This is a genomic window from Streptomyces sp. TOM-9 (assembly GCF_056858595.1).
Genome location: NZ_JBXEQB010000001.1, coordinates 2,543,872 through 2,568,818, shown reverse-complemented (window position 1 = coordinate 2,568,818; position 24,947 = coordinate 2,543,872). Strand labels below are relative to the sequence as shown.

The following is a 24,947-nucleotide window of genomic DNA, read 5'->3' as shown; positions in this document are numbered from 1 at the left end:
TCCAATGGCACGGGGGATGGCGCGGGGGAAGGGAGCAGTGCCGTGAGCGACGCGATCGACGAGATGGGCCCCATCGACTACGTGGTGATCGAATTCCCCGGCAACCGCATGACCGGGGAGGCCTTCCCGCTCCTGCTCGACCTCGTGGACCGCGGGCTCGTCCGCATCCTCGACCTGACCTTCGTCCGCAAGGACGCGGACGGGAGCGTCGCCGGCCTGGAGATCGCCGACCTCACCGCCGCGGGACTCGGCGAGCTCGAGGTCTTCCAGGGCGCCTCCTCCGGCCTGCTCGGCGCGGACGACCTCGCGGACGCCGCCGCCGTCCTCGAACCGGGCAGCTCCGCCGCCGTCCTGGTCTACGAGAACCTGTGGGCCGCGCCCCTCGCCGTCGCGATCCGCCGGGGCGGGGGCAGGCTCGTGGCCGGCGGCCGGATCCCGGTCCAGGCCGTGCTCGCCTCCCTGGACGCCGCGGAGTCCGGCCCCTGATGACCCCTGGTCAGGCGTTCCCGCCGACCACGGTGAAACTCATCCACGGCTCCGCGTCGGGGATGCCCGGGTTGCTGGTCTTCGTCGCCAGGTAGGTGCTCTCCGTGCCTTCGAGGTTCTTGCAGCCGGGACCGGTGTGCAGGACCACGTCGTTGAGCGTGTTGTTCACGATCGACCTGGCACCCGTGGGCGGCAGCTGGTGGCAGCCGTCCACGGACGGGTTGTCCAGCTGCACCACCTTGTTGTCCGGGGTGGTGTACACCACCGTGCCCACCGCTTGGGAGGTGAGGCCGGAGCAGCCCGCGGCGCCGAGCAGAAGGAACAGGGCGCCGGCGCGGATGCCGTGCCGCCGGAGATCTGCCATGGTGAGCGTCCTCGTCTGTGCGGAGAGCGGTGCCAAGGCCACGCTGCCCCGAAGGCGCCCACGCTGTCATGCCGGGCACGCCCAGTCGGCCGAATCACCCTCCCCCTGGTGGTGACGGCGGACCGGGTGCCGGCGTGCGGCCCGCCCGGCGCGATGGTCGAATGGAGGTCCAGGAGCCACCGGAAGGGACGGCACCATGCCCGGTCTACTGCGTGGAGCGGTACGTACGGCCGTCGTCGCGGGCACGGCCACCGCGGTGTCGCAGCGAGTGGCGCGACGGCAGCAGGGCCGGTGGGCGGAGCAGGGCTACGGACAGCCGGCGGTCCAGGAGCCCGCGGCCCCCGCCCCGCCGCCCGCGGCCGCCCCGCCTCCGCCCGCGCCGGGGGGCGACATGGCGGGGAAGCTGGAGCAGCTCAAGCAGCTCGGCGCACTGAAGGAGCAGGGAATCCTCACCGAGGAGGAGTTCCAGACGCAGAAACGCGCCGTCCTCGGCAGCTGACGGCGCGCGCCGCCGGAAGCGCCGCAGACGCCTGTGGGCGGCACCACCGGGAGACCGGTGGTGCCGCCCACAGGCGTCTACGTGGTGTCCGAGGGGGGACTTGAACCCCCACGCCCGATAAAGGGCACTAGCACCTCAAGCTAGCGCGTCTGCCATTCCGCCACCCGGACAAGGTGTTCGCCGCCCGGCACTCGGCCCGGCGACGTGGAAAACAATAGCAAACATCCGGAGGTCCCCGATCACGCGCTTCCCGTGACGGGAGCGTGACGGCCGCCCCGGGGCCCTCGCGGGCCGCGGAGTGCGCGGGGGAGGATGGCCGTGACCGACGAACGAAGGAGACAGCGTGAGTGAGTCGAACTCGGCCGCCCGTACGACCACCGGCGAGGACGAGGTCGTCGACCTCTGCCGGGACCTCATCCGGATCGACACCAGCAACTACGGCGACCACTCCGGGCCGGGTGAGCGGGCCGCCGCCGAGTACGTGGCGGAGAAGCTCGCGGAGGTCGGCCTGGAGCCGCAGATCTTCGAGTCGCACAAGGGGCGGGCCTCCACCGTCGCCCGCATCGCCGGCGCGGACCCCTCCCGCCCGGCCCTGCTGATCCACGGCCACACCGACGTCGTGCCCGCGAACGCGGACGACTGGACCCACCATCCCTTCTCCGGCGAGATCGCCGACGGGTGCGTGTGGGGACGCGGCGCCGTCGACATGAAGGACATGGACGCGATGACCCTGGCCGTCGTGCGCGACATGCTGCGCAGCGGCCGCCGTCCGCCCCGCGACATCGTGCTGGCCTTCCTCGCGGACGAGGAGGCGGGCGGCGTCTACGGGGCGCGGCACCTGGTCGACCGCCACCCCGGGCTCTTCGAGGGCGTGACCGAGGCCATCGGCGAGGTGGGCGGCTTCTCCTTCACCGTCAACGAGGACGTGCGCCTGTACCTGATCGAGACCGCCCAGAAGGGCATGCACTGGATGCGGCTGACCGTGGACGGCACCGCCGGCCACGGGTCCATGACCAACACCGACAACGCCATCACCGAGCTCTGCGAGGCGGTCGGCCGGCTCGGCCGGCACGAGTTCCCGGTGCGGGTGACCAAGTCCGTGCGCGGTTTCCTGGACGAGCTGGGCGACGCCCTCGGTACCGAGCTCGACCCGGAGGACATGGAGACCACGCTCGCCAAGCTCGGCGGCATCGCCAAGATCATCGGGGCCACGCTGCGCAACACCGCGGCCCCCACGATGCTGGGCGCCGGCTACAAGGTGAACGTCATCCCCGGTCAGGCCACCGCGCACGTCGACGGCCGCTTCCTGCCCGGGCACGAGGAGGAGTTCCTGGCCGACGTCGACCGGATCCTCGGCCCCCGGGTGAAGCGCGAGGACGTGCACTCCGACAAGGCGCTGGAGACCAGCTTCGACGGCGCCCTGGTCGACGCCATGCAGGCGGCGCTGAAGGCCGAGGACCCGATCGCGCGCGCGGTGCCGTACTGCCTGTCCGGCGGGACCGACGCCAAGTCCTTCGACGACCTGGGGATCCGCTGCTTCGGATTCGCCCCGCTGCAGCTGCCGCCGGAGCTCGATTTCGCCGGAATGTTCCACGGCGTGGACGAGCGGGTACCGGTCGACGGACTGAAGTTCGGCGTCCGTGTTCTCGACCGGTTCCTTGCGAACTGCTGAAACGACGCTCGCATTATCGACATTTCTTGCCGCTTAGCCGAAAAGAGTGAATGAATCCCGGCGGCAGTAGCGCGCCTTCTTCCGAGTCGTTGGTTCGTGTGCGGTCCGAGGTCGGGGCCGTTTTGCCAACAAGGAGGAAAAATGATCAAGAAGGTCGTCGCTGCTGCCGCTGTCACCGGAGGGCTCGTGGCTGCGGGTGCCGGCGTGGCCGTCGCTGACTCCGGCGCTCAGGCCGCCGCTGTCGGTTCCCCGGGGGTCCTCTCCGGCAATGTGATCCAGGTGCCCGTCAACATCCCGGTCAACCTGTGCGGCAACACGATCAACATCGTGGGGCTGCTGAACCCGGCCCTGGGCAACGCCTGCTTCAACAACTGACGTCGCGGCGGGCCGCATCGTTGCAGGCCTGATCCCGGCGGCCCCGGATGCGCCATCTCCGCGTTCCGGGGCCGCCGCACCGGCTAGGGGTGGGACACCGGTTATCCGGCCCCGGGGGGTCATTCATTCCCCCGGCGGGCGATTGTCCGCCGGTTTCCGTATCGGAAAAGCAAGAGGCAGGGACATTCAAATGCGACAAGTCGCGAAAAAGGGGCTGCTCACCGCAGTCGCGACAGGCGGCGTGCTCGCCGTCACCGGCGGTATGGCCTACGCGGACTCCCACGCGTCCGGGGTCGCCGCCGGCTCTCCGGGCGTTCTGTCCGGCAACACCATCCAGGCGCCGGTGAACATTCCGATCAACGCCTGTGGCAACACCGTCAACGTCGTCGGGCTCCTCAACTCGGCGGCGGGCAACACCTGCGTCAACGGCTCCATCGACCAGGGCAAGGGCCACGGCTACGGCCAGGGCAAGGGCTACGGGAAGAAGGAGAGCGGGGGCTACGGCAAGAAGGACAGCGGCAGCTACCGCGACAAGGACGGCGGCAAGGGCCACGGCGGCGGCAAGGGCTACGGCCAGGGCGGCAGCAAGGGCTACGGCGGCGGCAAGGGCTACGGCAAGGGCCACAGCGGTGACGACGGCTACGGCTACGGTCACGGTGGCGGCGCCTCGGCGCGTGCCGCAGCGGTCGGCTCCCCGGGCGTCCTGTCCGGCAACGTGATCCAGGCGCCGATCAACATCCCGGTCAACGTCTGCGGCAACACGATCGACGCCATCGGGATCCTGAACCCGGCGGCGGGCAACGCCTGCGTCAACAACGGTGGCTACCACCACGGCGGCAAGGGCAAGGGTCACCACCACAAGCCCGGGCACCACGGCAACCGCCACAAGCCGGGCAAGGAGAACAACGGTGGTGGCAACGGCGGTGGTGGCAACGGCGGCGGTGGCAACGGCGGCGGCAACCAGCCGCAGTCCATGGGCCACGGCGGCGGTCCGTCCCTGGCCCGCACCGGTGCCGGCGACATCGCCACGGGCCTGCTGACCAGCGCCGGTCTCCTGCTGGGCGGCGCGGTGCTCTTCCGCCGCGCCCGCGCGGTCAGGAACTGAGCCTTCCGGTCTCACCCCTTCGAGCGGGGCCCCGCGGTTCGCGGGGCCCCGTTCGGCGTGCCGGCGACCTCACCAGGTGGCGCGTATCTGCCGGATGATCCGGCGGCGCAGCCGCACCCTGCGACTGCCGTCCGGGTAGAGGCGGAGCCGGTCGAGCTCCCAGTGACCGTACTCGGCGTGGTCGGTCAGCAGGCGATGAGCCTCCTTGCGGGAGACTCCCCGTGGCACGTACACATCTCTGAATTCGTATTCAGGCATCGCATCTATTGTGCGGGGAGCGCCTCGGTACGGATAGCGTCTTCTGCATGTCTGATGCCGCGCAGCCCACCGTTGCCGAGGTACGAGCCGCCGTCGAGGCGGTGAAAGCCGCGCTGGACCGCCACCTGGACGCGATCGAGAACCGCACCGGGGAGGACGATCCCGCGGTCTACCAGGCCTTCGAGGGCCTCGCCTCGGCCGCCGAGGCCTACGACGAGCTGCTCTACGACACCTACGACGAGGTCACCCCCTTCGAGGTGCCGCTCGGGGACACCCTCCCCGACTACTCCGGCCCCGGTGAACCGGGCGCGATCAGCGTCCTGATCCGCCGGGACTACACCGTGGCCGACCCGCAGCGGCTGCGCAGGCAGGCGGAAGGGGTATCCGAAACCGCCGCGGCCGAGGGCGGGGACATCGGCACGGCGGTGGGTGCCCTCTTCGGGGAGTACGAGCCCGACGAGATCGCCGAGCGCCACAAGGAGTTCGGCCTGGAGGAGGGCGACTCCACGCTCTGGGTCACCGCGGCGGAGCCCGCCGAGCCGGGCGAGTGGCTCGCCGCGCCCTTCGACCAGGCGGACCCGCGGCATCTGCTCTTCCGCCTCGACGTCAGCGCGGTCTACGACGACGCCGACGCGGACGAGCTCGACCGGCTGGCCTGACCGGGCGCGGGCGCGGCTCCCGCGGGCCCGGGGGAGCCGCCCGGGCCCGTGCGGCGGATCACTCCGCCGCGGCGGCCGCCGCCTGCTCGCGCAGGATGTCCCGCAGGCGTGTCGTCCGGTCCCGGGCGGGAACCTCCGCCACCGCGTGCGGGAGTGCCTGGTCGACGCCCTGCACCACGGACAGATGGCGCTCCCCGCGGCTGAAGGCGGTGTAGATCCAGGCCCGGGTCAGGGCCGGGGTGGCGTCCCCCGGCAGGACGACGACGGCGGCCGGCCAGCGGCGGCCCGCCGCCTGGTGCGCCGTGACCGCCCAGCCGTGCCGCACCTGGGCGGTCACCGCGTCGGGCGCGACCACCACGGGCGTCCCCCCGCAGTCGAGCCGCAGTCCCTCCGTGCCGGCGGAGACGACGGTGCCCGGCACGGTCGTCCCGGGGACCGGGGCGTGCACGATCCGGTCACCCGGGTCGAAGCCGCCGAAGCGGCCGGGACCGGGGTTGAGGCGCTCCTTGAGCGCGGCGTTGAGCGCCCGGGTGCCGGCGGCACCGCCGTGGCCCGGGGTGATCACCTGGGTCTGCTCCGGGGGCACGCCGATGGCCCGGGGCACGGAGTCCGCGACGAGCTGGACCGTGCGGTGCACGGCCTCGCCGGCGTCCCGCACCGGGACGATCACGACCTCCTTCCCGGGGGCGTCGACGGTGGCCAGCTCGCCGAAGCCGATCCCGGAGACCAGCTCGCCGATGGGGCCGGGGTCGGGCGTGCGCGAGGCGACCTGCGGGCACACCTTCGCCGCCAGCAGGTCGGAGAAGACCCGGCCGGGGCCCGCGGACCACAGCACCGCCGGGTCCCCGGAGAGCACCAGGCGCGCCCCGTCGGGCACGGATTCCACCAGGGTCGCGGCCGTCTCCACGTCGAGCTGGGGCGCGTCCAGCACCGCCAGCAGGTCCAGCGCCAGCGCGCCGTCCTCGTCCCGGCCGGGGCCCTCGTGGCCCGCCAGCAGCCCGGCGAGGGTGGCGGTCGCCTCCGCGTCCACGGACCCGGCCAGCCGCCGCCTGCCGTCCTCGGTGGCCGCGACGGCCCATGCCCGCAGCCCCAGCGACCGGGCGGCCGCGACCAGCGCCGCCGGTTCCGCCCGGGCCGCCTCCGCGCCGGTGTGGGCGACCAGCCCGCTCCCGGCGACCGCCCGGACCAGCGCCGCGGCGGACGGGGACGGGGCCGCCGCGGCCGCGCCCTCCCAGTCCTGCGACTCGTCCGCGTCGAAGGTGTTGAGGAGCCTGCTCAGGCCGTCCGCGAGGCTCTCCTCGGCGAGCGCGTAGCGGTCCAGGCCGAGGAGCAGCCGCACCGGCGCCTCCTCGTCCTCCTCGTCGGCCGCCGGACGGGCACCGGCGCTCTCGTCCGGGACGTGGAAGACCAGCACCAGGCCGTCCGCGACGGCGGCCTTCAGGGTCTCCTCGGCGTCGGTGACCCCGTTCTGCCCGAGCGCCGCACCGAGCGTGGCCCACTCGAGCGCGGTGTGGCCCCGCTCGGCGGCCCGTTCCAGCAGCCAGACGACCAGCGCGCGCACCCGCCGCCCGTCGTCGGGGCCGCCCTCGCCGCCGAGCAGCGCCTTGGCGAAGCCGTCGGCCTGGTCCACCCGGACCCCGGCGAGCGCCAGCACCTGCCACGGGTCCTCGCGCAATGTCTCCCCGGCCCGCTCGCCCAGCGTCGCCACGGCGGCCTCGGCGAGGCTCTCCGGTGCCCCGCCCGCCGCGAGCACCGTCCGCGCGGCCGCCACGGCGTCCCCGCTGAGCTGCGCGGGCAGCACGGGCCGCGCCACCGGGGCCGGCGCCGGGGCGGGGGAGGGCGCGGCCGCGGGCGGCGACGCCGCGGGACGTGCGGGCCCGCCGCTCTTCACCGGCGCCGCGGGGCGCTCGCCGCGTTCGATCGCCCGCACCGCCGCGGCCAGGTCCGTGAGTTCGGCGGGGAGCTGCGCACCGACGCCCTCGGTCGAGGGCCGGGGCCGCCGGGGAGCCGCGGTCTCCTCGCCGGCGGCGCCCTCGGGCTCGGCGCGGTCCTCGCGGTCGTGGTCGTCGCGGTCCTCGGTCACGATGGCCTCCGTTGTACGGCGGACTACGGTCGGGGCCCGATCACAGCGTGCTCCAGTCGTGGTCCGGATAGCGGTGCACCGGCGCAGAGACGTCGTCCAGCGCCTGGCAGATCTCATCCGGAAGACTAAGGGTCTCCACTGACAACGCCGCAGCGAGCTGCTGGGCGTTGCGCGCCCCGACGATCGGCGCGGTGACGCCGGGACGGTCCCGCACCCAGGCGAGCGCCACCTGCAGCGGGCTGGCGGCCAGCCCGTCGGCCGCTATGGCCAGCGCGTCCACGATGAGCCGGGCCGTCTCGTCCAGGTACGGGGCGACGAAGGGCGCCATGTCCTCGGAGCCGCCGCGGGAGTCCTGCGGGGTCCCGTGCCGGTACTTGCCGGTCAGCACCCCGCGTCCGAGCGGCGAGGACGGCAGCAGCCCCACCCCCAGGTCCAGCGCGGCGGGCAGCACCTCGCGCTCGATGCCGCGCTGCAGCAGCGAGTACTCCATCTGCGTGCTGGCCAGCGGTGTGCGCGTCGGCACGGCCTGCTGCCAGGTGGCCGCCTTGGCCAGCTGCCAGCCGCAGAAGTTGGACACGCCGACGTAGCGGGCACGGCCGGAGCTCACGGCCAGGTCGAGGGCCTGCAGCGTCTCGTCCAGCGGGGTGGTCGTGTCGTACGCGTGCACCTGCCACAGGTCGACGTGGTCCGTGCCGAGCCGCTGCAGGGAGGCGTCCAGGGCGGCGAGCAGGTGGCCGCGCGAGGCGTCGAAGCGGCGGTAGGGGTCGGGCACGCTGCCGGCCTTGGTGGCGATCACCAGGTCCGAGCGCGGCACCAGGTCCTCGACCAGCCGGCCGAGGAGGTACTCGGCGCCGCCGTCCCCGTAGACGTCGGCGGTGTCCACGAGCGTGCCCCCGGCCTCCCAGAAGGCCTTGAGCTGGTCGGCGGCGTCGAGTTCGCCGGTGTCGCGCCCCCAGGTCAGCGTGCCGAGCCCGAGCCGGGACACGCGCAGTCCCGTACGGCCGAGGTGCCTTTGCTCCATGAGGGGTGAGATTACTGTGCGTCCGGGACCTTTGGGCAGGAGTGACGTACCCGACAGGCGCCGGCGCGCGCCCGGAGCGATAAGGTCCGGGGGACAACGACGTTACTCATCGGTAAGGGGATCGCCATGCGGCTCGGGATCAACCTCGGCTACTGGGGCGCCGGGATGGACGCCGACAACCTCGCCGTGGCGCAGGAGGCCGACCGCCTCGGCTACTCCGTGTGCTGGGCGGCCGAGGCCTACGGTTCCGACGCGCCCACCGTGCTGTCCTGGGTCGCCGCGCAGACCGAGCGCATCGACGTCGGCTCGGCCATCTTCCAGATCCCGGCCCGTACGCCCGCGATGACCGCGATGACCGCCGCCACCCTCGACTCCCTGTCCGGCGGCCGCTTCCGGCTGGGCCTGGGCGTCTCCGGCCCGCAGGTCTCCGAGGGCTGGTACGGCGTGAAGTTCGACAAGCCGCTGGCGCGCACGCGCGAGTACGTCGAGATCGTCCGCAAGGCGATGTCGCGGGAGCGGCTGAGCCACGAGGGCGAGCACTGGACGCTGCCGCTGCCCGGCGGCCCCGGCAAGGCGCTGAAGCTGACCGTGCACCCGGTGCGCGAGCGCATCCCGCTGTACATCGCAGCGATCGGCCCGAAGAACCTGGAGCAGACCGGTGAGATCGCCGACGGCGCGCTGCTGATCTTCCCCTCCGCCGCCCACCTGGAGGACACCGCGCTCCGCCACATCCGGGCCGGCCGCGAGAAGGCGGGGAAGAGCATGGACGGCTTCGACGTCTGCCCGACCGTGCCGCTCGCCGTCGGCGAGGACGTGGACGCGCTCGCCGACCTCTTCCGCCCCTACACCGCCCTGTACGTGGGCGGGATGGGCAGCCGCAAGCAGAACTTCTACAACCAGCTCGCGCAGCGCATGGGGTACGAGAAGGAGGCCGCCGAGATCCAGGACAAGTACCTGTCCGGCGACAAGGAGGGCGCCGCCGCCGCGATCCCGCGCGAACTCATCGACTCCACCACCCTGCTGGGCTCTGTGGAGCGGATCGCCGACCGGATGCAGGCCTACGCGGCCGCCGGCGTCACCACGCTGACCCTGGCCCCGGCCGGGTTCACCCTGGACGAGCGGGTCGCGGCGCTGCGCGCGGGCGTGGAGGCGCTGGAGCGCGCCGGGCTCGCCGGCTAGGGGAGCGCGGCGGTCCCTCGGCGCCGGTCCCGGCTCAGCCCGGGACCAGGCGCCCCATCATCCGCCCGAAGGCGATCAGGCGCGCTATCTGGCCGGGCCCGCCGTCGTCGAGGGACTTGCTGAACCGGAAGGCCTCCGGCCGGAAGCGGGCCGAGGTGACGCCGCCGTCGGCGTCACCGTGCACCGCGCTCAGTTCCTGCGGCGTGGCGGTGGCCAGCACCACGAAGACGCCGCGGTCGATCCGCCGGCCCTGCTCGTCGCGGCCGACCAGGGTGCGCATGCCGACGTGGCCGATCGAGTCCAGGGGCAGCACCTGCACGGAGGAGTCCAGCACCCGTCCACCCGGCGCCTCCTCGTCGGCGACCTCCTCGCTGTGCCACAGGATGAGCCGCCGGCCGTCGCAGACCGCGGCCTCCTGCCACACCGAGGTGCCGGCCTCCGTCAGGTCGACGACGCGTTCGAGGGTGAAACCGCGGACCCGCCGCCGGCCCAGGACGCCGTCGATCGCCTCGAGGGCCACGTCCGCGTGGAGGAAGTAGGCGCGGGCCGCGTCGTCCAGGCGCGCGTAAGGGGCCCAGTCCGAGCCCGCCGGGCCTTTGGGGCGTGCCGTCGTCCGGCTGCGCGTCGCCTTGCTGAACATGACTTGGTCGTGACCCCTCCGAGGGGCTATGAAATCACGGGCACTTCGGCCGGCGGCGGGGCCCCTCGGTTTCCGCGGCCGTGGTGGGGGCTCGGGGGTCTTCCCCGCCACGGCCGTCACCAAACACAACGCTCGGAAGGGCCAGGGGTTACGTGCCCCGTGCGGGACGGCTCTCATCCGTTCGGCCGAGTTGACGCCCGGGCCTGTTGCCTCATGCTTTGCGGGCGACTTGACTTTTCTTTTGCGTATGCCCGATTCGCGCAGGAGGTACGGCATGCTCTCCGCCCGGAGTCTGTTCCAGGAGATCCTCGACAACGACGACTCCTTCCGGCTGTTCTGCTCGATCGCCGCCAGCGGTGAGTCGCAGGGCGGCTGGGAGAACGGCAGGATCGCCGCACTGGTCCCCGAGTCCCAGCGTGAACTGGCCCCCAAGATCGCCCGGCACGGCGCCGACGAGGACAAGCACGGCCGGATCTTCCACGCCCTGATGCGCAAGCGCGGTCTCGAACCCGTCCCGGTCCCCCCGGACACCGACTACACCATGCTCCTCGAACGCGGCGGCATCGGCCTCGCCCACGACAGGCTGCGCCGCGACGAGCCCCTGACCGTGCGGGACATCGTCACCTACCTCGCCCACAGCCGGGTCACCGAGCAGCGCGCCTCCGAGCAGATGGCCCTGCTCACCAGGTACTTCGCGGAACACCCCGACATCGGCAGGGCGGTCCGCATGATCTCCGCCGACGAGGACAACCACCTGGCCTACTGCCACGAGGAACTGCTGCGCTTCGCCCACGCCGGCCACGTCGCGACCATCCAGCGGGTGCTGCGCGAATGCGCCCACGCCGAGATCCGCATCTACCGCGACGTCAGCCTCGCCGTCATGGACCACATGGGCCGGATCCTCGGCTGGTCCGGGGCGAAGGCCGCGGTGCTGCGGGCCGGGATCCACGGGGCGTACGCGTACGAACGCCTGGGCGGCTGGCGGCGGATGGTCAGGCTCGCCATGCCCCAGCGCCTCGACGCCCTCGGCGGCCCCGAACCCGCGGCCGAGCCGGCGGTCTGAGCCGCCTCCCGGCCCCTCGCCCGCACCCGCGTGGGGCCGGGAGACCGCTCAGAGCCAGCCGTGCCGTTTGAACGTCCGGTACAGCAGGACCTCGGACACGGCGATGACCGCCAGGACCGCGGGATACCCCCACACCTGGTGGAGTTCGGGCATGTACCGGAAGTTCATGCCGTAGATGCCCGCGATCATGGTGGGTACCGCCGCCATGGCGGCCCACGCCGAGATCTTGCGCATGTCGTCGTTCTGCCGCACCCCGACCTGGGTCAGATGGGAGCTCAGCACGTCGCTGAGCAGCCGGTCGAGGCTGTCCACCAGCTCGTTGGCCCGGGTCAGGTGGTCGGCCACGTCGCGGAAGAAGGGCTGGGTGCTGGGCGCCACGTGCGGCACCGTGCCCGCCGAGAGCCGGATCATCGGCTGCATCAGGGGCGCGGTCGCCCGCCGGAACTCCAGCAGCTGGCGCTTGAACCCGTAGATCCGGCTCGCCGTGCTCTCGGCGCCCTGGCGCGCGACGGACCTGCGGACCTCCGGGGCGAAGACCTCCGTCTCCAGGTCCTCCAGGTCGGCCTGGAGGTCGGCCGCGACCACTATGTAGTCGTCGACCACGGTGTCGCTGATGGCGTACATCACCGCGGTCGGTCCGTGCTTGAGGACCTCGTGCTCCGCCTCCAGGCGGTGCCGGATCTCACCCGGGGCGATCGCCTCGCCGTGGCGCACGGTGACGACGAAGCCCTCCCCGACGAAGATCATCAGCTCGCCCGCGGAGACCGTGTCCCGCTCGTCGTCGTACGAGACCGGCTTGAGCACCAGGAAGAGCGAGCCCTCGTACACCTCCAGCTTGGGCCGCTGGTGGGCGCAGAGCGCGTCCTCCACGGCCAGCGGGTGCAGCCCGAACTCGCGGCTGACGAGGTCGAACTCCTTCTCCGTCGGCTCGTACAGGCCGATCCACACGAACGCCCCGTCCGTCGCCCGCGCCGCGTCCAGCGCGTCGGAGAGGTCGTCGGGGGCCGAGGTGCGCTCCCCGTCGCGGTAAATGGCGCAGTCGACGATCACACCTGTCTTCTTCCGCGTTACGTCGGCGCCACACCGGACAACCCGGGGTCGTATGGTGGCGGTCATGCCCACCGTGATCCTGGTCCGGCACGGCCGGTCCACCGCCAACGCGGAGAAAGTGCTGGCCGGACGGCTCCCCGGAGTCGCCCTCGACGAGACCGGACGTGACCAGGCCGCCGCGCTGGCCGCCCGGTTGGCCGGACTGCCGCCGGCCGCCGTGGTCACCAGCCCGCTGCAGCGGTGCCGGGAGACCCTGCAGCCGCTCCTGGACGCGCTGCCCGACGTCCCGCTCCACGTCGAGGAGCGCATCTCGGAGTGCGCCTACGGCGACTGGAGCGGCCGCAAGATCGCCGAGCTGGCCGACGAGCCGCTGTGGGGCGTGGTGCAGCGCTACCCCTCGGCCGCCGTCTTCCCCGGAGAGGGGGGCGAGTCGGTGCGCGCCATGCAGGCCCGCGCGGTCGACGCGGTGCGCGAGTGGAACGCCCGCATCGAGGAGACCCACGGCCCCGACGCCCTCTACGTGATGTGCTCCCACGGCGACATCATCAAGTCCGTCGTCGCCGACGCCCTCGGCATGCACCTGGACCTCTTCCAGCGCATCGCCGTCGACCCCTGCTCGGTCACCGCGATCCGCTACACCCCGGAGCGGCCCTTCCTGCTCCGGCTCGGCGACACCGGCAGCCTGGAAAGCCTGCGCCCGAGGGAGCGGCCCACCACGGCCCCGGGCGACGCGGAGGTCGGAGGCGGTGCGGGCGCACCGTGATCAGCTTCCGCAGTAGGGTGGACCGGACCCCGAAGACACCGAGAAAACGGAGCAGGACGTGCCTCGTCAGGTGTTCCTCTACGACAAGCCCGAACGCTTCGTCGCCGGCACCGTAGGCCAACCGGGCCAACGCATCTTCTTCCTGCAGGCGAGCGCCGCCGGCCGGACGACCAGCGTTGCGCTGGAGAAGACCCAGGTCGAGGCACTTGCCGAGCGCATCGACGAGCTGCTGGACGAGGTCGTGCGCCGCACCGGCGGTTCCGCCCCCGTACCCGCCGTGGCCCCCACGGAGCTGCTCGACAACAGGCCGCTCGAGGTCCCCGTCGAGGAGGAGTTCCGGGTCGGCACCATGGCCCTGGCCTGGGACGGCGCCGAGGAACGAATGATCCTGGAGGCCCAGGCGCTGGTCGAGATCGAGGCCGAGGACGAGGACGACCTCGAAGCCGCCGAGGAGATGCTCCTGCAGGACGATGAGAACGGCCCGCCGCTGCTGCGGGTGCGCCTGACCGGCGCCCAGGCCCGTTCCTTCGCCAAGCGCGCTCTCGACGTCGTCGCGGCCGGCCGCCCGCCCTGCCCGCTGTGCAGCCTGCCCCTGGACCCGGAAGGACACGTATGCCCGCGTCAGAACGGGTACCGGCGGTCGGCGACGGCCTGAGCGGGGACATAGCCGCCGAGCTGCTCGCGCACGGTGAACTGACCGTGCGCGGGCGGCTGCGCGACGCCTCCAACGCGGTGCTCTACTGCGCGGTCGAGCACGAGGGCGTGCGCGCCCACTGCGTGTACAAGCCGGTGGCGGGCGAGCGGCCGCTGTGGGACTTCCCCGACGGGACGCTCGCCCAGCGCGAGGTCGCCGCCTACCTGGTCTCCGAGGCCACCGGCTGGGGCCTGGTGCCGCCGACCGTGCTGCGGGACGGCCCGTACGGCGAGGGCATGGTGCAGCTGTGGATCGAGACCCCCGAGGAGGCCGGCGAAGGGCTCCTCGCCCTCGTCGAGGGGGACGAACCGGGCGACGGCTGGAAGGCCGTCGGCTTCGCCGAGGTGGGCGAGGGCCGCACCGCGCTGCTGGTGCACGCCGACGACACCCGGCTGCGTCGGCTGGCCGTCCTGGACGCCGTGATCAACAACGCCGACCGCAAGGGCGGCCACCTGCTGCCGGCCGCCGACGGGCAGCTGTACGCCATCGACCACGGCGTGACCTTCAACACGGAGAACAAGCTGCGCACCCTCCTGTGGGGCTGGGCCGGCGAGCCGCTCACCGACGAGACCGCCGAGGTCCTCGGCAAGCTCTCCGCGGAGCTCGCCGACGGGGGCCTCGGGGCCCGGCTGGCCGAGCTCATCACGCCTGCCGAGCTCGACGCCCTGCGGGCCCGCGTCGCCGCGCTGCTGGGCTCGGGACGTCATCCCGAGCCCTCGGGGGAGTGGCCCGCGATCCCCTGGCCGCCCATCTGAACGTCGGGGCCGGCCGTCCCGGGAGGACCCACCGTTCGTTTGTGGATCACGCGGGCGGTTAATCTCATGACATGCATGCCTGGCCCGCTTCCGACGTCCCTGCCCTCCCGGGCACCGGGCGCGACCTCCGCCTCCACGACACCGCGACCGGTGGCCCGGTAACCCTGAGCCCCGGTCCGGTCGCCCGCATCTACGTGTGCGGGATCACCCCCTACGACGCCACCCACATGGGTCACGCGGCCACCTACAACGCGTTCGACCTCGTGCAGCGCGTGTGGCTGGACACGAAGCGCCAGGTCCACTACGTCCAGAACGTCACCGACGTCGACGACCCGCTGCTGGAGCGGGCCGACAAGACCGGCGAGGACTGGACGGCCCTCGCCGAGCGCGAGACCACCCTGTTCCGCGAGGACATGACCGCGCTGCGGATGCTGCCGCCCGCCCACTACATCGGCGCCGTCGAGGCCATCCCGGGGATCGTCCCGCTGGTCGAGCGGCTGCGCGAGGCCGGCGCGGCCTACGAGCTGGACGGCGACATCTACTTCCAGGTCGACTCCGACCCGCACTTCGGCAGCGTCTCCCGCCTCGACGCGGCCGCCATGCGCGTGCTGTCGGCCGAACGCGGCGGCGACCCGGACCGCCCGGGCAAGAAGAACCCCGTCGACCCCGTGCTGTGGCTCGCCGCCCGCGAGGGGGAGCCCAGCTGGGACGGCGGCAGCCTGGGCCGGGGCCGCCCCGGCTGGCACATCGAGTGCGTCGCCATCGCGCTGGACCACCTCGGCATGGGCTTCGACGTGCAGGGCGGCGGCTCCGACCTCGCCTTCCCGCACCACGAGATGGGCGCCTCGCACGCCCAGGTGCTCACCGGCGAGTTCCCCATGGCGAAGGCCTACGTGCACGCCGGCATGGTCGCGCTGCACGGCGAGAAGATGTCCAAGTCCAAGGGCAATCTCGTCTTCGTCTCCCAGCTGCGCCGCGACGGGGTGGACGCGGCGGCCATACGGCTCAGCCTGCTGGCCCACCACTACCGCGAGGACTGGGAGTGGACGGACGCCGTGCTCGCCGACGCGGTGGAGCGGCTGGCCCGCTGGCGCGCCGCCGTCTCGCGGCCCGACGGCCCGCCCGCCGAGGCGCTGCTGGCGGAGATCCGCGAGGCGCTCGCCGACGACCTGGACGCCCCCGCCGCGCTCGCCGCCGTGGACCGCTGGGCCGCCCGGCAGGAAGCCGAGGGCGGCACGGACACCGGTGCCCCCGGCCTGGTCTCCCGCGCGGTGGACGCCCTGCTCGGCGTCGCGCTCTGACGCCGCGGGAGCTGCCCGGCCCACCGCCTCCCCGGCTCCCCTGACGAACGCGGACGGCCCGGCCGGGTCACTCACTCCCCGTCGGCGCCGTCCTCCTTCTCTTCCCGGTCGTCCTTGGGCTTCTGCGACATGTCCCGCAGGTAGGGGCCCGCGTCGGACTCGCCCGACTGCGGGTCGCGGCGCCGCAGGTAGCGCTCGAACTCGCGGGCGATGGCCTCGCCCGAGGCCTCCGGCAGCTCCGCCGTGTCGCGGGCCTCCTCCAGCGTCTGGACGTACTCGGCGACCTCGCTGTCCTCGGCCGCGAGCTGGTCCACGCCGACCTGCCAGGCACGCGCGTCCTCCGGCAGCTCGCCGAGCGGGATGCGCAGGTCCAGCAGGTCCTCCAGGCGGTTGAGCAGCGCCAGCGTCGCCTTCGGGTTCGGCGGCTGCGACACGTAGTGCGGTACGGCGGCCCACAGGCTCACCGCCGGGATGCCGGCGTGGGTGCAGGCCTCCTGGAGGATGCCGACGATGCCGGTGGGGCCCTCGTAGCGGGACTCCTCCAGGCTGAGCGCGGTCGCCAGGTCCGGGTCGGAGGTGACGGCCGTGACCGGCACCGGACGGGTGTGCGGGGTGTCACCCAGGAGGGCGCCCATCACCACCACCATCTCGATGCCGAGCTCATGGGCGAAGCCCAGGATCTCGTTGCAGAACGAGCGCCAGCGCATGCTGGGCTCGATGCCTCGTACCAGGACGAGGTCGCGTGGCTTGGGGGTCTCGATGCGGATGACGGACAGCCGCGTGGTGGGCCAGGTGATCCGTCGCGTGCCGCCGTCCATCCAGACCGTGGGGCGGTTGACCTGGAAGTCGTAGTAGTCCTCGGCGTCCAGCGCGGCGAACACCTCGCCCTTGAACTCCCGGTCCAGATGCCCGACCGCGGCGGAGGCGGCGTCCCCGGCGTCGTTCCAGCCCTCGAACGCGGCCACCATGACCGGGTCGATCAGCTCGGGAACCCCCTCGAGCTCGATCACCCAGCGCCTCCTTCCGGCCGGAAGGGGGATGGTGCCACCCCCGCCGGCTGCCGTTCCTTCGCGTGCTGCACCAGCCTACGGCTTCACGAGACAGGTGCCGCCGCCTTCGTAGGGGGATGATCCCCAGAGTCATCCGACGTACGCGTCCGGTCAGCCACCGCTCCACGCCGAGCGGTACGCGGCCCAGTCCGCCGGCGTGGCGGCGAAGTCGACGTACAGGGCGAGACCGAAGCGCTCACGGGTGGGCGCCTCGCGGGCGAGGCCGAGCCGGGCGCCGCGCACGGCGGCCGTGACCGTCTCGGCCCAGGCGTGCCGGCCCAGGTTGTTCGTGTGGTACCCGGGCAGGCCCACGAGCAGGTCGGTGCCCGGCGGCGTCACCTCCAGGGCGAGGGCGGTCTGCTGGGCCACGTAGCCTCCGTAGAGGCCCTCCAGGGGGAGGGCGGTGTCGTAGGTCATCATCGCAACCTGGTCCACGCGCCGGGCCACCTGCCCGAAGTACCGCTGCGACCACCACTTGGGGTGGTGGAACAGCGCGCCGCTCACCGAGTGCATGGAGGGCAGCGGGTCGATCTGGTGCGTCGCCACCGACAGCGGCACGCCGCGGGCGGCGGTGAGCCGGTGCACCGAGTCCAGCAGCGAGAGGAAGCCCTCGTCGTCGGAGTACATCGGCTCCAGGTCCAGGTGGACCCCGTCGAACCCGGCCGTCAGGACCTGGGCTGCGCTGTCCCGTACCCGGGCGCGGGTCGCGGCGTCGTCCAGGTGCAGGCCCTCGGAACCGTCGTGCGACAGGACCTGGCCGAGCCACGCCTGGACGCGCACCCCGGGCAGTGCGGTGTGGATCCGGCGGATCATGTCCCGCGCTCCCGGGTAGAGGGCCGCGTCGAGGCGGCCGTCGAACTCCAGGGGCCCGGTGTGCACGTACAGGTCCCGGGTGCCGCTGCCGCGCAACTCCCGGGCCAGCGTCTCGAGGTCGGCGTCGTCGCGGCTGCCGTCGACCCAGGCGTGCCCGAGCCACACCGCGTTCCGGTCGCGGTTGGCGCCGGCGCCGGAGGGGTCGCCGGCGTACTCCAGGCGCAGGGCGACCCCGGCGGCGAGCACCGGGAGCAGGACGGCGAGCACGACCAGCAGCGCGCCGCGGCGCAGCGTACGGGCCGAGGGGCGGCGCAGGCGCAGCCGGAGGCGTGGATTCATCCGATCCCTCTTTTCGATCACTCTGACGAATGACCGGACGCACCCGGGCTCGGGGCGGTTCGCCCGCCGGCGGGATCCCGCGGGGACCCGCCGGGCCTCAGAGCGTGGACCGCAGCCACTGCTCCACGCTCGCGACGTGCACCGTCGCCCAGGACCGAGCCGCCTCCGCGTCCCGGTCCCGCAGGGCCGCCAGGATCGCGCGGTGCTCGTGCAGGGTGCGGCTCACCGCGTCCTCCTGCGTCAGCCCGCGCCAGATCCGGGCCCGCGTGGTCGGCCCGGACAGCCCGTCCAGCAGCGAGCACAGCACCGAGTTGCCCGAGGCCTGGACGATGCCGCGGTGGAACTCCAGGTCGCACGCGACCAGTTCCTCCACCGACGGCGCCGTCCCCAGCGCCTCCAACTGCTCGGTCAGCACGTCCAGCTGGGACTCGGCGATGCGCGCCGCCGCCATCGCGGTGGCCGCGGGCTCCAGGATGCGGCGCACCGCGAGGAACTCCAGGACGGTGTCGTCGCGGTGGAAGTCCACCACGAAACTCAGCGCCTCCAGCAGCAACTGCGGGTCCAGGCTGGTGACGTAGGTGCCGTCGCCCTGCCGTACGTCCAGGATCCTGATCAGGGACAGCGCGCGGACCGCCTCGCGCAGGGAATTGCGCGACAGCCCGAGCTCCGCGGCCAGTTCGCTCTCCTTGGGGAGCCGGTCGCCGGGCCGCAGCGCGCCGGAGACGATCATCCCCTTGATCTTCTCGATCGCCTCGTCGGTGACCGCCATGAGCCCCTCGCCTCCCCGGACATCCGATGTATCGGGCCATTATGCCCGCACGGCCCGAGAGCCGGGGCCTTCTGCGGAGGTCTGATCCGCTGCTCCCGCGACGCCCGTCCCGCGGAACGCCGAAAAGCCGTGCCCGCTGCTGCGGACACGGCCTTTGGCCTGCGAAATCACCGTCGGGACGACAGGATTTGAACCTGCGACCCCTTGACCCCCAGTCAAGTGCGCTACCAAGCTGCGCCACGTCCCGGTGACGTTCCCCGGGGCGTCGCCCCGGAAGATCACGTACAGAGGAGGATACCCGAACCTCGCTGATCAGCCGAATCGCTCGATGCGGATCCGGTCCAGCGGCTGTCCGGCGGCCGCCAGCAGACGCGAGGCGTGCTCGGCGAAACCGTTGCCGCCGCAGACGTACGCCTCCCAGCCGCCCGGTGGCGGCTCCGCGAGGTGCGGGGCCAGGTGGGCGGCGGTGAGGCGGCCCTCGGCCCGGGTGAGCAGCACGGTCGTCTCCGGGCCGTACTCGGCGGCGTAGATCAGGTCCTCGCGGGTGCGGGCCGAGACGATCAGCCGCAGCGGCACGTCCAGGCCGCGCAGCCGGCGGTGGCGCACCATCGACATCAGCGGGACCACTCCCGATCCGGCGCCCAGCAGCAGCGCCGGATGGTCCCCCGTCCAGGCGAAGAAGCCGCTGTGCGGGCCGCGGACCTCGACCGTGTCGCCCGGCCGGGCGACGGTGTGCAGGTGCCCGGACACCTCGCCGCCGGCCACGTGGTCGAGGGTCAGCTCGATGTGGCCGGAACCGTCGGGGGCGGAGGCGACCGAGTAGTTGCGCTGCGCCGTGTAGCCGTCGGGGGCCGTGAGGCGCAGCGTCAGGTACTGGCCGGGCAGGTGGCCCGCCCAGCCGGGCACCGCGAGCCGGAAGGTGGACGTGCGCGGGGTCTCGCGGCGGATCCGTGTGATCACCGCGCGCCGCCAGACCGAGGAGGCGGCCTCGGGGACCGCGATGCGGCCGGGCACGGCGAACCGGGCCGGCGGGACGAACGCGGGGGCGGGAGCTGGGTTGGCGAGGTCAGTCATGGGCGTAGCGCTGCTCCTGCCAGGGGTCGCCCCGGTGGTGGTAGCCGTTCTGCTCCCAGAAGCCCGACTCGTCGTGGTCGAGCAGGCGCAGGCCCGCGATCCACTTGGTGCTCTTCCAGAAGTACAGGTGCGGGACGATCAGCCGGGCCGGGCCGCCGTGCTCGGGGGCGAGCGGCGCCCCGTCGTACTCCCAGACGATCCAGGCGCGGCCGCCGGTGACGTCCGCGAGCGGCAGGTTGGCGGCGTAGCCGGTGTGGGACCAGGCGACGACGTGGGTGGCGGCGGGGGAGGGGCGCGCGGCCTCCAGGAAGGCGTCGACCGACACCCCGCCGAAGCGCACGCCGAACTTGGACCAGCCGGTCACGCAGTGGATGTCGCCCCGGTACGCGGAGCCGGGCAGCGCGTGGGCCGCGTCCCAGTCCCAGGTGTGCGGGCGGTCCACCAGCCCGTCCACCCGGAACGTCCAGGCCCCGGCCGCGATCGTGGGCGTGACCTCTGCGGACAGGACCGGCCACGTGTCGCGGGCGTCGTACTGGCCGGGCGGCAGCCGCGGGTCGCGGTCGGCGGCGCGGCTGCGCCCGGTGAAGCCGCGGGTGGGTTCGACGGCCGAGGTCATGCGGGGTGCTCCAGCTCGAGCTCCTCCAGCTCGCGCAGCGCGGCCGGTTCGTCGAGGGTGAGCAGCACACGGTCGCGCATGAGGACCCGGCCGTCGACGACGGTGTCCCGTACGTCCGCGGCCGCGGCCGCGTACGCCAGCATCGACCAGGGGTCGTGGCGCGGCGTGAGGTGCGGCCCGCCGAGGTCGAGGACGGCCAGGTCGGCGCGCTTGCCCGGCTCCAGGGAGCCGAGGTGGTCGGCGAGGCCCAGCGCGCGGGCGGCCTCGATCGTCGCCATCCGCACCGCCTGTTCCGCGCCGACGGCGGTCGGGTCGCCTGCGGCCTTGTGCACCAGGGCGGCGGTCCGCACCGCGCCCAGGACGTCGAGGGTGTTGGAGCTCACCACACCGTCGGTGCCGAGGCCGACGGTGACCCCGGCGGCCAGCAGCTCCGGGACGCGGGCGATGCCGCAGCCCAGCTTCAGGTTGGAGACCGGGCAGTGCGCGACGGACGTGCCGGTCCTGGCCAGGGCGGCGATCTCGTCGTCGGTCAGGTCCACGGCGTGCGCCAGCAGCACGTCGGGCCCGAGGACACCGAGGGAGTCCAGCAGCTCGACCGGCCGCTTGCCGTGCGCCCCGGCCACCATCGCGACCTCGGCCGCGTTCTCCGCCGCGTGGACGTGCAGCAGCGCGCCGTGCTCGCGGGCGAGCGTGGTGATCGCGACGAGCTGCTCGGGGTCGAGGGTGTAGGCGCTGTGCGCGAAGACCACCGGGCGGGTGCCCGGCGCCCGGCCGGTCCGCGCGGCCAGGTCGGCCGCGGCCCAGGCCATGCGGTCGCCGTACGGCCGGCCGTCCGGCGGCCCGGGCACGTCCATGAAGGTCGGGCCGGCCAGCAGCCGCCAGCCCGCGGCCCGCGCGGCCTCCTCGGCGGCCTCGTGGAACCAGTACATGTCCAGGCCTGTGGTGACCCCGGCCCGTACGCTCTCCGCCACGGCCACCCGCACCCCCGCGGCCACCGCCCGCGGCGACAGCAGCTCGGCCTCGCGGGGGATCACCCGGGCCAGGAACTCCTGCAGGTCGACGTCGTCGGCGCAGCCCCGCAGCAGGGTCATCGCCAGGTGGGTGTGCGTGTTGACCAGCCCGGGGAGCACCAGGCACCCCGAGGCGTCGATGTCCTCGGCGGCCCGGTACGCCGCGCGCACCTGCGCCGTCGGACCCACGGCGAGGATCTCGCCGTCCCGGACGGCGACCGCGCCGCCGGGCACGACGGTGCCCGCCGCGTCGACGGTCAGCACATCGCCGCCGTGCACCAGCAGATCGGCGTCCTGAGCGCTCACTTCTCGTCGCTTCCGTACTCGGTGGCCAGCAGATGCAAGGCGTCCAACGTTACCCGGCTGCCGCGGGCGACCCCCTCGGCGACCACCGCCCGGTGCGGGTCGTAGCCGCCGGTGGCCTCCACGTCGACCAGGTCGTCGGCGTTGGCGCCGTCGACGACGAGCGCGCCGCCGGCCACCAGGCCGCGCGTCGAGGCCAGCACAAGCAGGGCCGACAGCTCCATCTCGATCGCGGCGATCCCGGCCGCCGCGTACGCCGCGCCGGGCAGCGGCAGGAAACCCGGCTGGAAGGCCGCACGCGTCCACACCACGCCCCGGTGGTGCGGCGCCCCCTCCGCACGTGCCGCCCGCTGCAGCGCCAGCACCGCCTCCGGCGCCGCGAACGCCGGGTACTCCGGCGGCAGCAACTGCTGGGTGACCCCGTCGTCCCGCACCGCGGCCTCGGCGATCACCAGGTCGCCGTCCCCTATCCCGGCGCGGATGGCGCCCGCCGTGCCGAGGCGCAGGATCGTCACGACGCCGGCGTCCGCCAGCTCCTGGAACAGGCACATCGCCCCCGGCCCGCCGACCCCGTGCGAGGACACCACGACGGGGGTGCCCTTCCATGCACCGGTGAAGGTGCGGTACTCGCGGTGGTGCGACACCTCACGCGGGTCCGTGAGCAGGGAGGCCACCTCCGCCGCCCGCGCCGGGTCGCCCACGACGACCGCGTGGGCGGGCAGCCCGGAGCGCGGGATGCGGGAGATGGGCAGCTGATCCGTGGTCATCGGGCCTCCGGGCCGGGCGGGACGATGCTGTGCGGATCACCTTAGGACCCCGGCTCAGGCCGTCCGACGCCGGAGCAGCGCGAAGCAGGCCCAGCAGGCGAGGGCGGCCAGGGCCAGCACGATGCCGGTCTCGACGAGCTGCAGGGGCCAGTAGTGCGAGGCGGGGTGGACGAGCGCCTGCGCATCCCCGAACCCGACGCCGTCGACGGGCTTGTCCACGCGTTCCGCCGTCCAGTCCGTGGCACCGAGGTGTGACAGGCCGGTCCGGACCTTCGGCCACAGCGCGGAGCGGTACAGCCCCGCCGTGACGAGCACGAGGGAGGTGCCGAAGAAGGCCAGGCCCAGTCCGCTGAGCGTGCGCCGCATCAGCATCCCTGCCAGCGCGCCCAGAACCAGGGCGAGCAGCACGTGTGCGACCAGGACCGGGCCGGTGGAGAGGAAGATGTCGTTCTCGTACCAGCCGGGGCGGTCCTGCGGGTGGCCCGTGCTCCACACCCACCGGAAGAGCAGCGTCAGGCCGGTCGTGCCGCCGGTCAGCAGCAGGGCCGGTACGGCGAGCTTGGCGGCGAGCCAGCGCGTGGGGGTGACCGACTGGACCCAGGCGAGCGCGGCGGTCCCCCGCTCCAGTTCCCGGCCGACGAGGGCGCCACCGGCGAACACCGCGACCGCGAGCGGAAGGAGCGCCATCAGGCGGCCCTGCAGGTGGAGGGGGACGTAGGCGTCGAACGGCTCCGGGTCGACGCAGCGCGGGGCGCAGGCGGGGTCGTACCGCGGGTCCCCCGCGCTCAGCCACAGGGCGCGAAGCAGCCAGCCGGATCCGGCCGCCACGAAGGCGGTCCACAGCCACAGGGCCACGCGGTGCAGGCGCACCACCGACCGGGTCAGGCCGGGCAGGACGGGCGGGCGCGGCGACGGGGCGACGGCGGTCATACGACGGCCTCCTGGCGGGACACGGGTGCGGGCGTGGCGTCGGCGGTGAGCAGGGCGGGCGCCCCGGGGTTGCGCAGATGGGCGAGGACCAGTTCCTCGAGGGTGGGTTCCTCCACCAGCCAGTCGCCGCCGTCCTCCAGCGCTCCGCGGGGGCGGACCAGCGCGGTGCGTCCGCGCCCGTTGGCGTGTTCCTCGACGACGGTGTGCGGGCCGAGGTCCCCGCCGGTGCCGGTGACGCGGCGGTGTGCGGCCAGCAGGTCGTCGGTGTCGCCGGCCAGGCGGACCCGGCCCTCGCCGAGGAGCAGCAGGTGGTCGCAGACGCCGTCGAGTTCGGCGACGACGTGCGAGGAGATCACGATGGTCGTACCGCGCTCGGCCGCCGTGGCCATGAGGGCGCCGGTCAGCTCGTGGCGGGCGAGCGGGTCGAGGTCGGCCATCGGCTCGTCCAGGAGCAGCAGTTCGGCCCGCTTGCCCAGGGCCAGGGCGAGCGCGACGCGGGTGCGCTGGCCTCCCGACAGGGCACGGACGCGGTCGCGGGGCGTCAGGCCGCCGCCGTACGCGACGCGTTCGGCGGCCTCCCGGTCCCAGTGGCCCGGGTTGAGCTCGGCGCCGAGCCGCAGCGTCGCCGCCACGGTGAGCTGCGGGTGGAGCGGCTTGTCCTGGGCGACGTAGGCGAGCCGCGTGCGGGCCGCGCCGGGGGTCGTACCCCACACGCGCAGCTCCCCCTCGGTGGGCCGCAGCAGTCCCGCGGCCAGCGCGAGCAGTGTCGACTTGCCCGCGCCGTTGGGCCCGACGAGCGCGCAGATCCGGCCGGCCGGCAGCCGGAAGGAACAGTCCCGCAGCACGGGGTCCCGTCCCCACGCGTACCGCAGACCGAGCCCGGCCGCCTCGACGGCGGCCGCTTCCTGATTCATCTCTCCCCCTCGGAGAACTCCTGGTCGAGCACGGAGTGGAACAGCGCCGCGGCGTCCTCGCGGTCGAGCCCGGCGGTACGCGCGCGGCGCATCCAGTCGGTCAGTTCGCCCGCGAGCGGCGAGTCGGCCGGGCCGGCGCCCAGCGACTTCTGGACGAAGGTGCCCAGGCCCCGGCGCGCCTCCACCAGGCCCTCGCGCTCCAGTTCGCGGTAGGCCTTGAGCACGGTGTTGGGGTTGACGGCGGTCGCCTCGACGACCTCGCGGGCCGTCGGCAGCCGGTCGCCGGGCTCCAGCAGGCCCAGCCGCAGGGCCTGTTTGGTCTGCTGGACGATCTGGAGGTACGTGGCGACACCGCTGCGGCGGTCGATGCGGAACTCGACCATGCGCGAAACACCC

Annotated in this window: 28 protein-coding genes and 2 tRNA genes; 12 read left to right on the top strand and 18 right to left on the bottom strand. The window is 73.5% G+C overall.

The genetic code is table 11. The annotated features are described in order from the left end of the window. Nucleotides 1–42 precede the first annotated feature (42 nt). Entirely contained in the window at nt 43–486 is a 444-nt protein-coding gene (locus AC1VWI_RS12085) for a DUF6325 family protein (RefSeq protein WP_499510978.1), read from the top strand. 10 nt (nt 487–496) lie between these two features. Here AC1VWI_RS12085 and AC1VWI_RS12080 read toward each other — a convergent pair whose 3' ends face one another. Beyond that, nucleotides 497–850, bottom strand: a complete 354-nt coding sequence (locus AC1VWI_RS12080; protein ID WP_499510977.1) for a hypothetical protein — start codon at nt 848–850, stop codon at nt 497–499. A 196-nt stretch (nt 851–1,046) separates the two neighbouring features. Between AC1VWI_RS12080 and AC1VWI_RS12075 the strand changes: the two genes are divergently transcribed. Further along, nucleotides 1,047–1,349: an SHOCT domain-containing protein gene (locus AC1VWI_RS12075; protein WP_499510976.1), complete on the top strand. Its 303-nt coding sequence runs from the start codon at nt 1,047–1,049 to the stop codon at nt 1,347–1,349. 82 nt (nt 1,350–1,431) lie between these two features. Here the strand turns inward: AC1VWI_RS12075 and AC1VWI_RS12070 are convergent. Next, nucleotides 1,432–1,519, bottom strand: a tRNA-Leu gene (locus AC1VWI_RS12070). Between the two features lie 173 nt (nt 1,520–1,692). Between AC1VWI_RS12070 and AC1VWI_RS12065 the strand changes: the two genes are divergently transcribed. The 3 genes from AC1VWI_RS12065 to AC1VWI_RS12055 all read left to right on the top strand — a co-directional run bounded on the left by AC1VWI_RS12065 (nt 1,693) and on the right by AC1VWI_RS12055 (nt 4,501). Further along, entirely contained in the window at nt 1,693–3,021 is a 1,329-nt protein-coding gene (locus AC1VWI_RS12065) for a M20/M25/M40 family metallo-hydrolase (RefSeq protein ID WP_499510975.1), read from the top strand. Between the two features lie 141 nt (nt 3,022–3,162). Beyond that, nucleotides 3,163–3,396 carry a chaplin gene (locus tag AC1VWI_RS12060; RefSeq protein ID WP_018559022.1) on the top strand — a complete coding sequence of 78 codons (234 nt, stop codon included), beginning with the start codon at nt 3,163–3,165 and terminating at the stop codon, nt 3,394–3,396. Between the two features lie 190 nt (nt 3,397–3,586). Further along, nucleotides 3,587–4,501 carry a chaplin gene (locus AC1VWI_RS12055; protein ID WP_499510974.1) on the top strand — a complete coding sequence of 305 codons (915 nt, stop codon included), beginning with the start codon at nt 3,587–3,589 and terminating at the stop codon, nt 4,499–4,501. A gap of 69 nt (nt 4,502–4,570) precedes the next feature. Here the strand turns inward: AC1VWI_RS12055 and AC1VWI_RS12050 are convergent, their stop codons facing one another. Continuing rightward, on the bottom strand, nt 4,571–4,759 hold the full coding sequence (locus tag AC1VWI_RS12050) for a DUF5703 family protein (protein ID WP_319133625.1): 189 nt from the start codon (nt 4,757–4,759) through the stop codon (nt 4,571–4,573). A gap of 47 nt (nt 4,760–4,806) precedes the next feature. On the opposite strand from AC1VWI_RS12050, the gene AC1VWI_RS12045 reads away from it, so the two are divergent. Then, the gene (locus AC1VWI_RS12045; RefSeq protein WP_499510973.1) at nt 4,807–5,418 is read left to right on the top strand and encodes a hypothetical protein; all 612 of its coding nucleotides are present in this window, start codon (nt 4,807–4,809) and stop codon (nt 5,416–5,418) included. A gap of 58 nt (nt 5,419–5,476) precedes the next feature. Here the strand turns inward: AC1VWI_RS12045 and AC1VWI_RS12040 are convergent, their stop codons facing one another. Both AC1VWI_RS12040 and AC1VWI_RS12035 read right to left on the bottom strand, forming a co-directional pair. After that, entirely contained in the window at nt 5,477–7,501 is a 2,025-nt protein-coding gene (locus AC1VWI_RS12040; protein ID WP_499510972.1) for a helix-hairpin-helix domain-containing protein, read from the bottom strand. A gap of 40 nt (nt 7,502–7,541) precedes the next feature. Next, nucleotides 7,542–8,522 (bottom strand): aldo/keto reductase, encoded by a 981-nt coding sequence (locus AC1VWI_RS12035; protein ID WP_499510971.1) that lies wholly within the window; start codon nt 8,520–8,522, stop codon nt 7,542–7,544. A gap of 126 nt (nt 8,523–8,648) precedes the next feature. On the opposite strand from AC1VWI_RS12035, the gene AC1VWI_RS12030 reads away from it, so the two are divergent. Further along, nucleotides 8,649–9,701, top strand: coding sequence for an LLM class F420-dependent oxidoreductase (locus AC1VWI_RS12030; protein ID WP_499510970.1), 1,053 nt, complete (start codon nt 8,649–8,651; stop codon nt 9,699–9,701). Nucleotides 9,702–9,735: 34 nt separating this feature from the next. Here AC1VWI_RS12030 and AC1VWI_RS12025 read toward each other — a convergent pair whose 3' ends face one another. After that, nucleotides 9,736–10,341, bottom strand: coding sequence for a hypothetical protein (locus tag AC1VWI_RS12025; protein ID WP_499510969.1), 606 nt, complete (start codon nt 10,339–10,341; stop codon nt 9,736–9,738). Between the two features lie 274 nt (nt 10,342–10,615). Between AC1VWI_RS12025 and AC1VWI_RS12020 the strand changes: the two genes are divergently transcribed. Further along, entirely contained in the window at nt 10,616–11,404 is a 789-nt protein-coding gene (locus AC1VWI_RS12020; RefSeq protein WP_499510968.1) for a ferritin-like domain-containing protein, read from the top strand. Between the two features lie 48 nt (nt 11,405–11,452). Here AC1VWI_RS12020 and corA read toward each other — a convergent pair whose 3' ends face one another. Continuing rightward, nucleotides 11,453–12,454, bottom strand: a complete 1,002-nt coding sequence (corA, locus tag AC1VWI_RS12015; RefSeq protein ID WP_499510967.1) for a magnesium/cobalt transporter CorA — start codon at nt 12,452–12,454, stop codon at nt 11,453–11,455. 64 nt (nt 12,455–12,518) lie between these two features. On the opposite strand from corA, the gene AC1VWI_RS12010 reads away from it, so the two are divergent. The 4 genes from AC1VWI_RS12010 to mshC all read left to right on the top strand — a co-directional run bounded on the left by AC1VWI_RS12010 (nt 12,519) and on the right by mshC (nt 15,967). Beyond that, the gene (locus tag AC1VWI_RS12010) at nt 12,519–13,217 is read left to right on the top strand and encodes a histidine phosphatase family protein (protein WP_499510966.1); all 699 of its coding nucleotides are present in this window, start codon (nt 12,519–12,521) and stop codon (nt 13,215–13,217) included. A 58-nt stretch (nt 13,218–13,275) separates the two neighbouring features. Continuing rightward, the gene (locus AC1VWI_RS12005; protein WP_499510965.1) at nt 13,276–13,872 is read left to right on the top strand and encodes a DUF3090 domain-containing protein; all 597 of its coding nucleotides are present in this window, start codon (nt 13,276–13,278) and stop codon (nt 13,870–13,872) included. After that, nucleotides 13,830–14,666: an SCO1664 family protein gene (locus tag AC1VWI_RS12000; RefSeq protein ID WP_499510964.1), complete on the top strand. Its 837-nt coding sequence runs from the start codon at nt 13,830–13,832 to the stop codon at nt 14,664–14,666. The genes AC1VWI_RS12005 and AC1VWI_RS12000 overlap by 43 nt, the downstream gene beginning before the upstream one ends. Nucleotides 14,667–14,737: 71 nt before the next feature. After that, complete coding sequence (mshC, locus tag AC1VWI_RS11995) at nt 14,738–15,967, top strand: cysteine--1-D-myo-inosityl 2-amino-2-deoxy-alpha-D-glucopyranoside ligase (RefSeq protein WP_499510963.1); 1,230 nt, start codon at nt 14,738–14,740, stop codon at nt 15,965–15,967. Between the two features lie 71 nt (nt 15,968–16,038). On the opposite strand, the gene AC1VWI_RS11990 is transcribed toward mshC, so the two are convergent. The 11 genes from AC1VWI_RS11990 to AC1VWI_RS11940 form a co-directional block, all read right to left on the bottom strand. Beyond that, a complete protein-coding gene (locus AC1VWI_RS11990) occupies nt 16,039–16,977 on the bottom strand; it encodes a PAC2 family protein (RefSeq protein WP_499510962.1) in 939 nt (312 codons plus the stop codon). A 150-nt stretch (nt 16,978–17,127) separates the two neighbouring features. Beyond that, nucleotides 17,128–18,168 carry a glycoside hydrolase family 18 protein gene (locus AC1VWI_RS11985; RefSeq protein WP_499510961.1) on the bottom strand — a complete coding sequence of 347 codons (1,041 nt, stop codon included), beginning with the start codon at nt 18,166–18,168 and terminating at the stop codon, nt 17,128–17,130. Nucleotides 18,169–18,265: 97 nt separating this feature from the next. Further along, nucleotides 18,266–18,937 carry a FadR/GntR family transcriptional regulator gene (locus AC1VWI_RS11980; RefSeq protein ID WP_499510960.1) on the bottom strand — a complete coding sequence of 224 codons (672 nt, stop codon included), beginning with the start codon at nt 18,935–18,937 and terminating at the stop codon, nt 18,266–18,268. Nucleotides 18,938–19,110: 173 nt separating this feature from the next. Further along, nucleotides 19,111–19,184: transfer RNA gene (locus tag AC1VWI_RS11975), tRNA-Pro, on the bottom strand. A gap of 65 nt (nt 19,185–19,249) precedes the next feature. Continuing rightward, nucleotides 19,250–20,011, bottom strand: a complete 762-nt coding sequence (locus tag AC1VWI_RS11970; RefSeq protein ID WP_499510959.1) for a ferredoxin reductase — start codon at nt 20,009–20,011, stop codon at nt 19,250–19,252. Continuing rightward, nucleotides 20,004–20,627 carry a sulfite oxidase-like oxidoreductase gene (locus AC1VWI_RS11965; protein ID WP_499510958.1) on the bottom strand — a complete coding sequence of 208 codons (624 nt, stop codon included), beginning with the start codon at nt 20,625–20,627 and terminating at the stop codon, nt 20,004–20,006. The genes AC1VWI_RS11970 and AC1VWI_RS11965 overlap by 8 nt, the downstream gene beginning before the upstream one ends. Continuing rightward, complete coding sequence (locus AC1VWI_RS11960; RefSeq protein ID WP_499510957.1) at nt 20,624–21,943, bottom strand: amidohydrolase; 1,320 nt, start codon at nt 21,941–21,943, stop codon at nt 20,624–20,626. Before AC1VWI_RS11960 ends, AC1VWI_RS11965 begins: the two co-directional genes overlap by 4 nt. Then, the gene (locus tag AC1VWI_RS11955; protein WP_499510956.1) at nt 21,940–22,707 is read right to left on the bottom strand and encodes a nucleoside phosphorylase; all 768 of its coding nucleotides are present in this window, start codon (nt 22,705–22,707) and stop codon (nt 21,940–21,942) included. The genes AC1VWI_RS11960 and AC1VWI_RS11955 overlap by 4 nt, the downstream gene beginning before the upstream one ends. A 54-nt stretch (nt 22,708–22,761) precedes the next feature. After that, nucleotides 22,762–23,637 (bottom strand): ABC-2 membrane transporter-related protein, encoded by an 876-nt coding sequence (locus AC1VWI_RS11950; protein WP_499510955.1) that lies wholly within the window; start codon nt 23,635–23,637, stop codon nt 22,762–22,764. Next, complete coding sequence (locus AC1VWI_RS11945; RefSeq protein ID WP_499510954.1) at nt 23,634–24,551, bottom strand: ABC transporter ATP-binding protein; 918 nt, start codon at nt 24,549–24,551, stop codon at nt 23,634–23,636. Before AC1VWI_RS11945 ends, AC1VWI_RS11950 begins: the two co-directional genes overlap by 4 nt. Further along, nucleotides 24,548–24,934 (bottom strand): GntR family transcriptional regulator, encoded by a 387-nt coding sequence (locus tag AC1VWI_RS11940; protein ID WP_499510953.1) that lies wholly within the window; start codon nt 24,932–24,934, stop codon nt 24,548–24,550. Before AC1VWI_RS11940 ends, AC1VWI_RS11945 begins: the two co-directional genes overlap by 4 nt. Between the last annotated feature and the right edge of the window lie 13 nt (nt 24,935–24,947).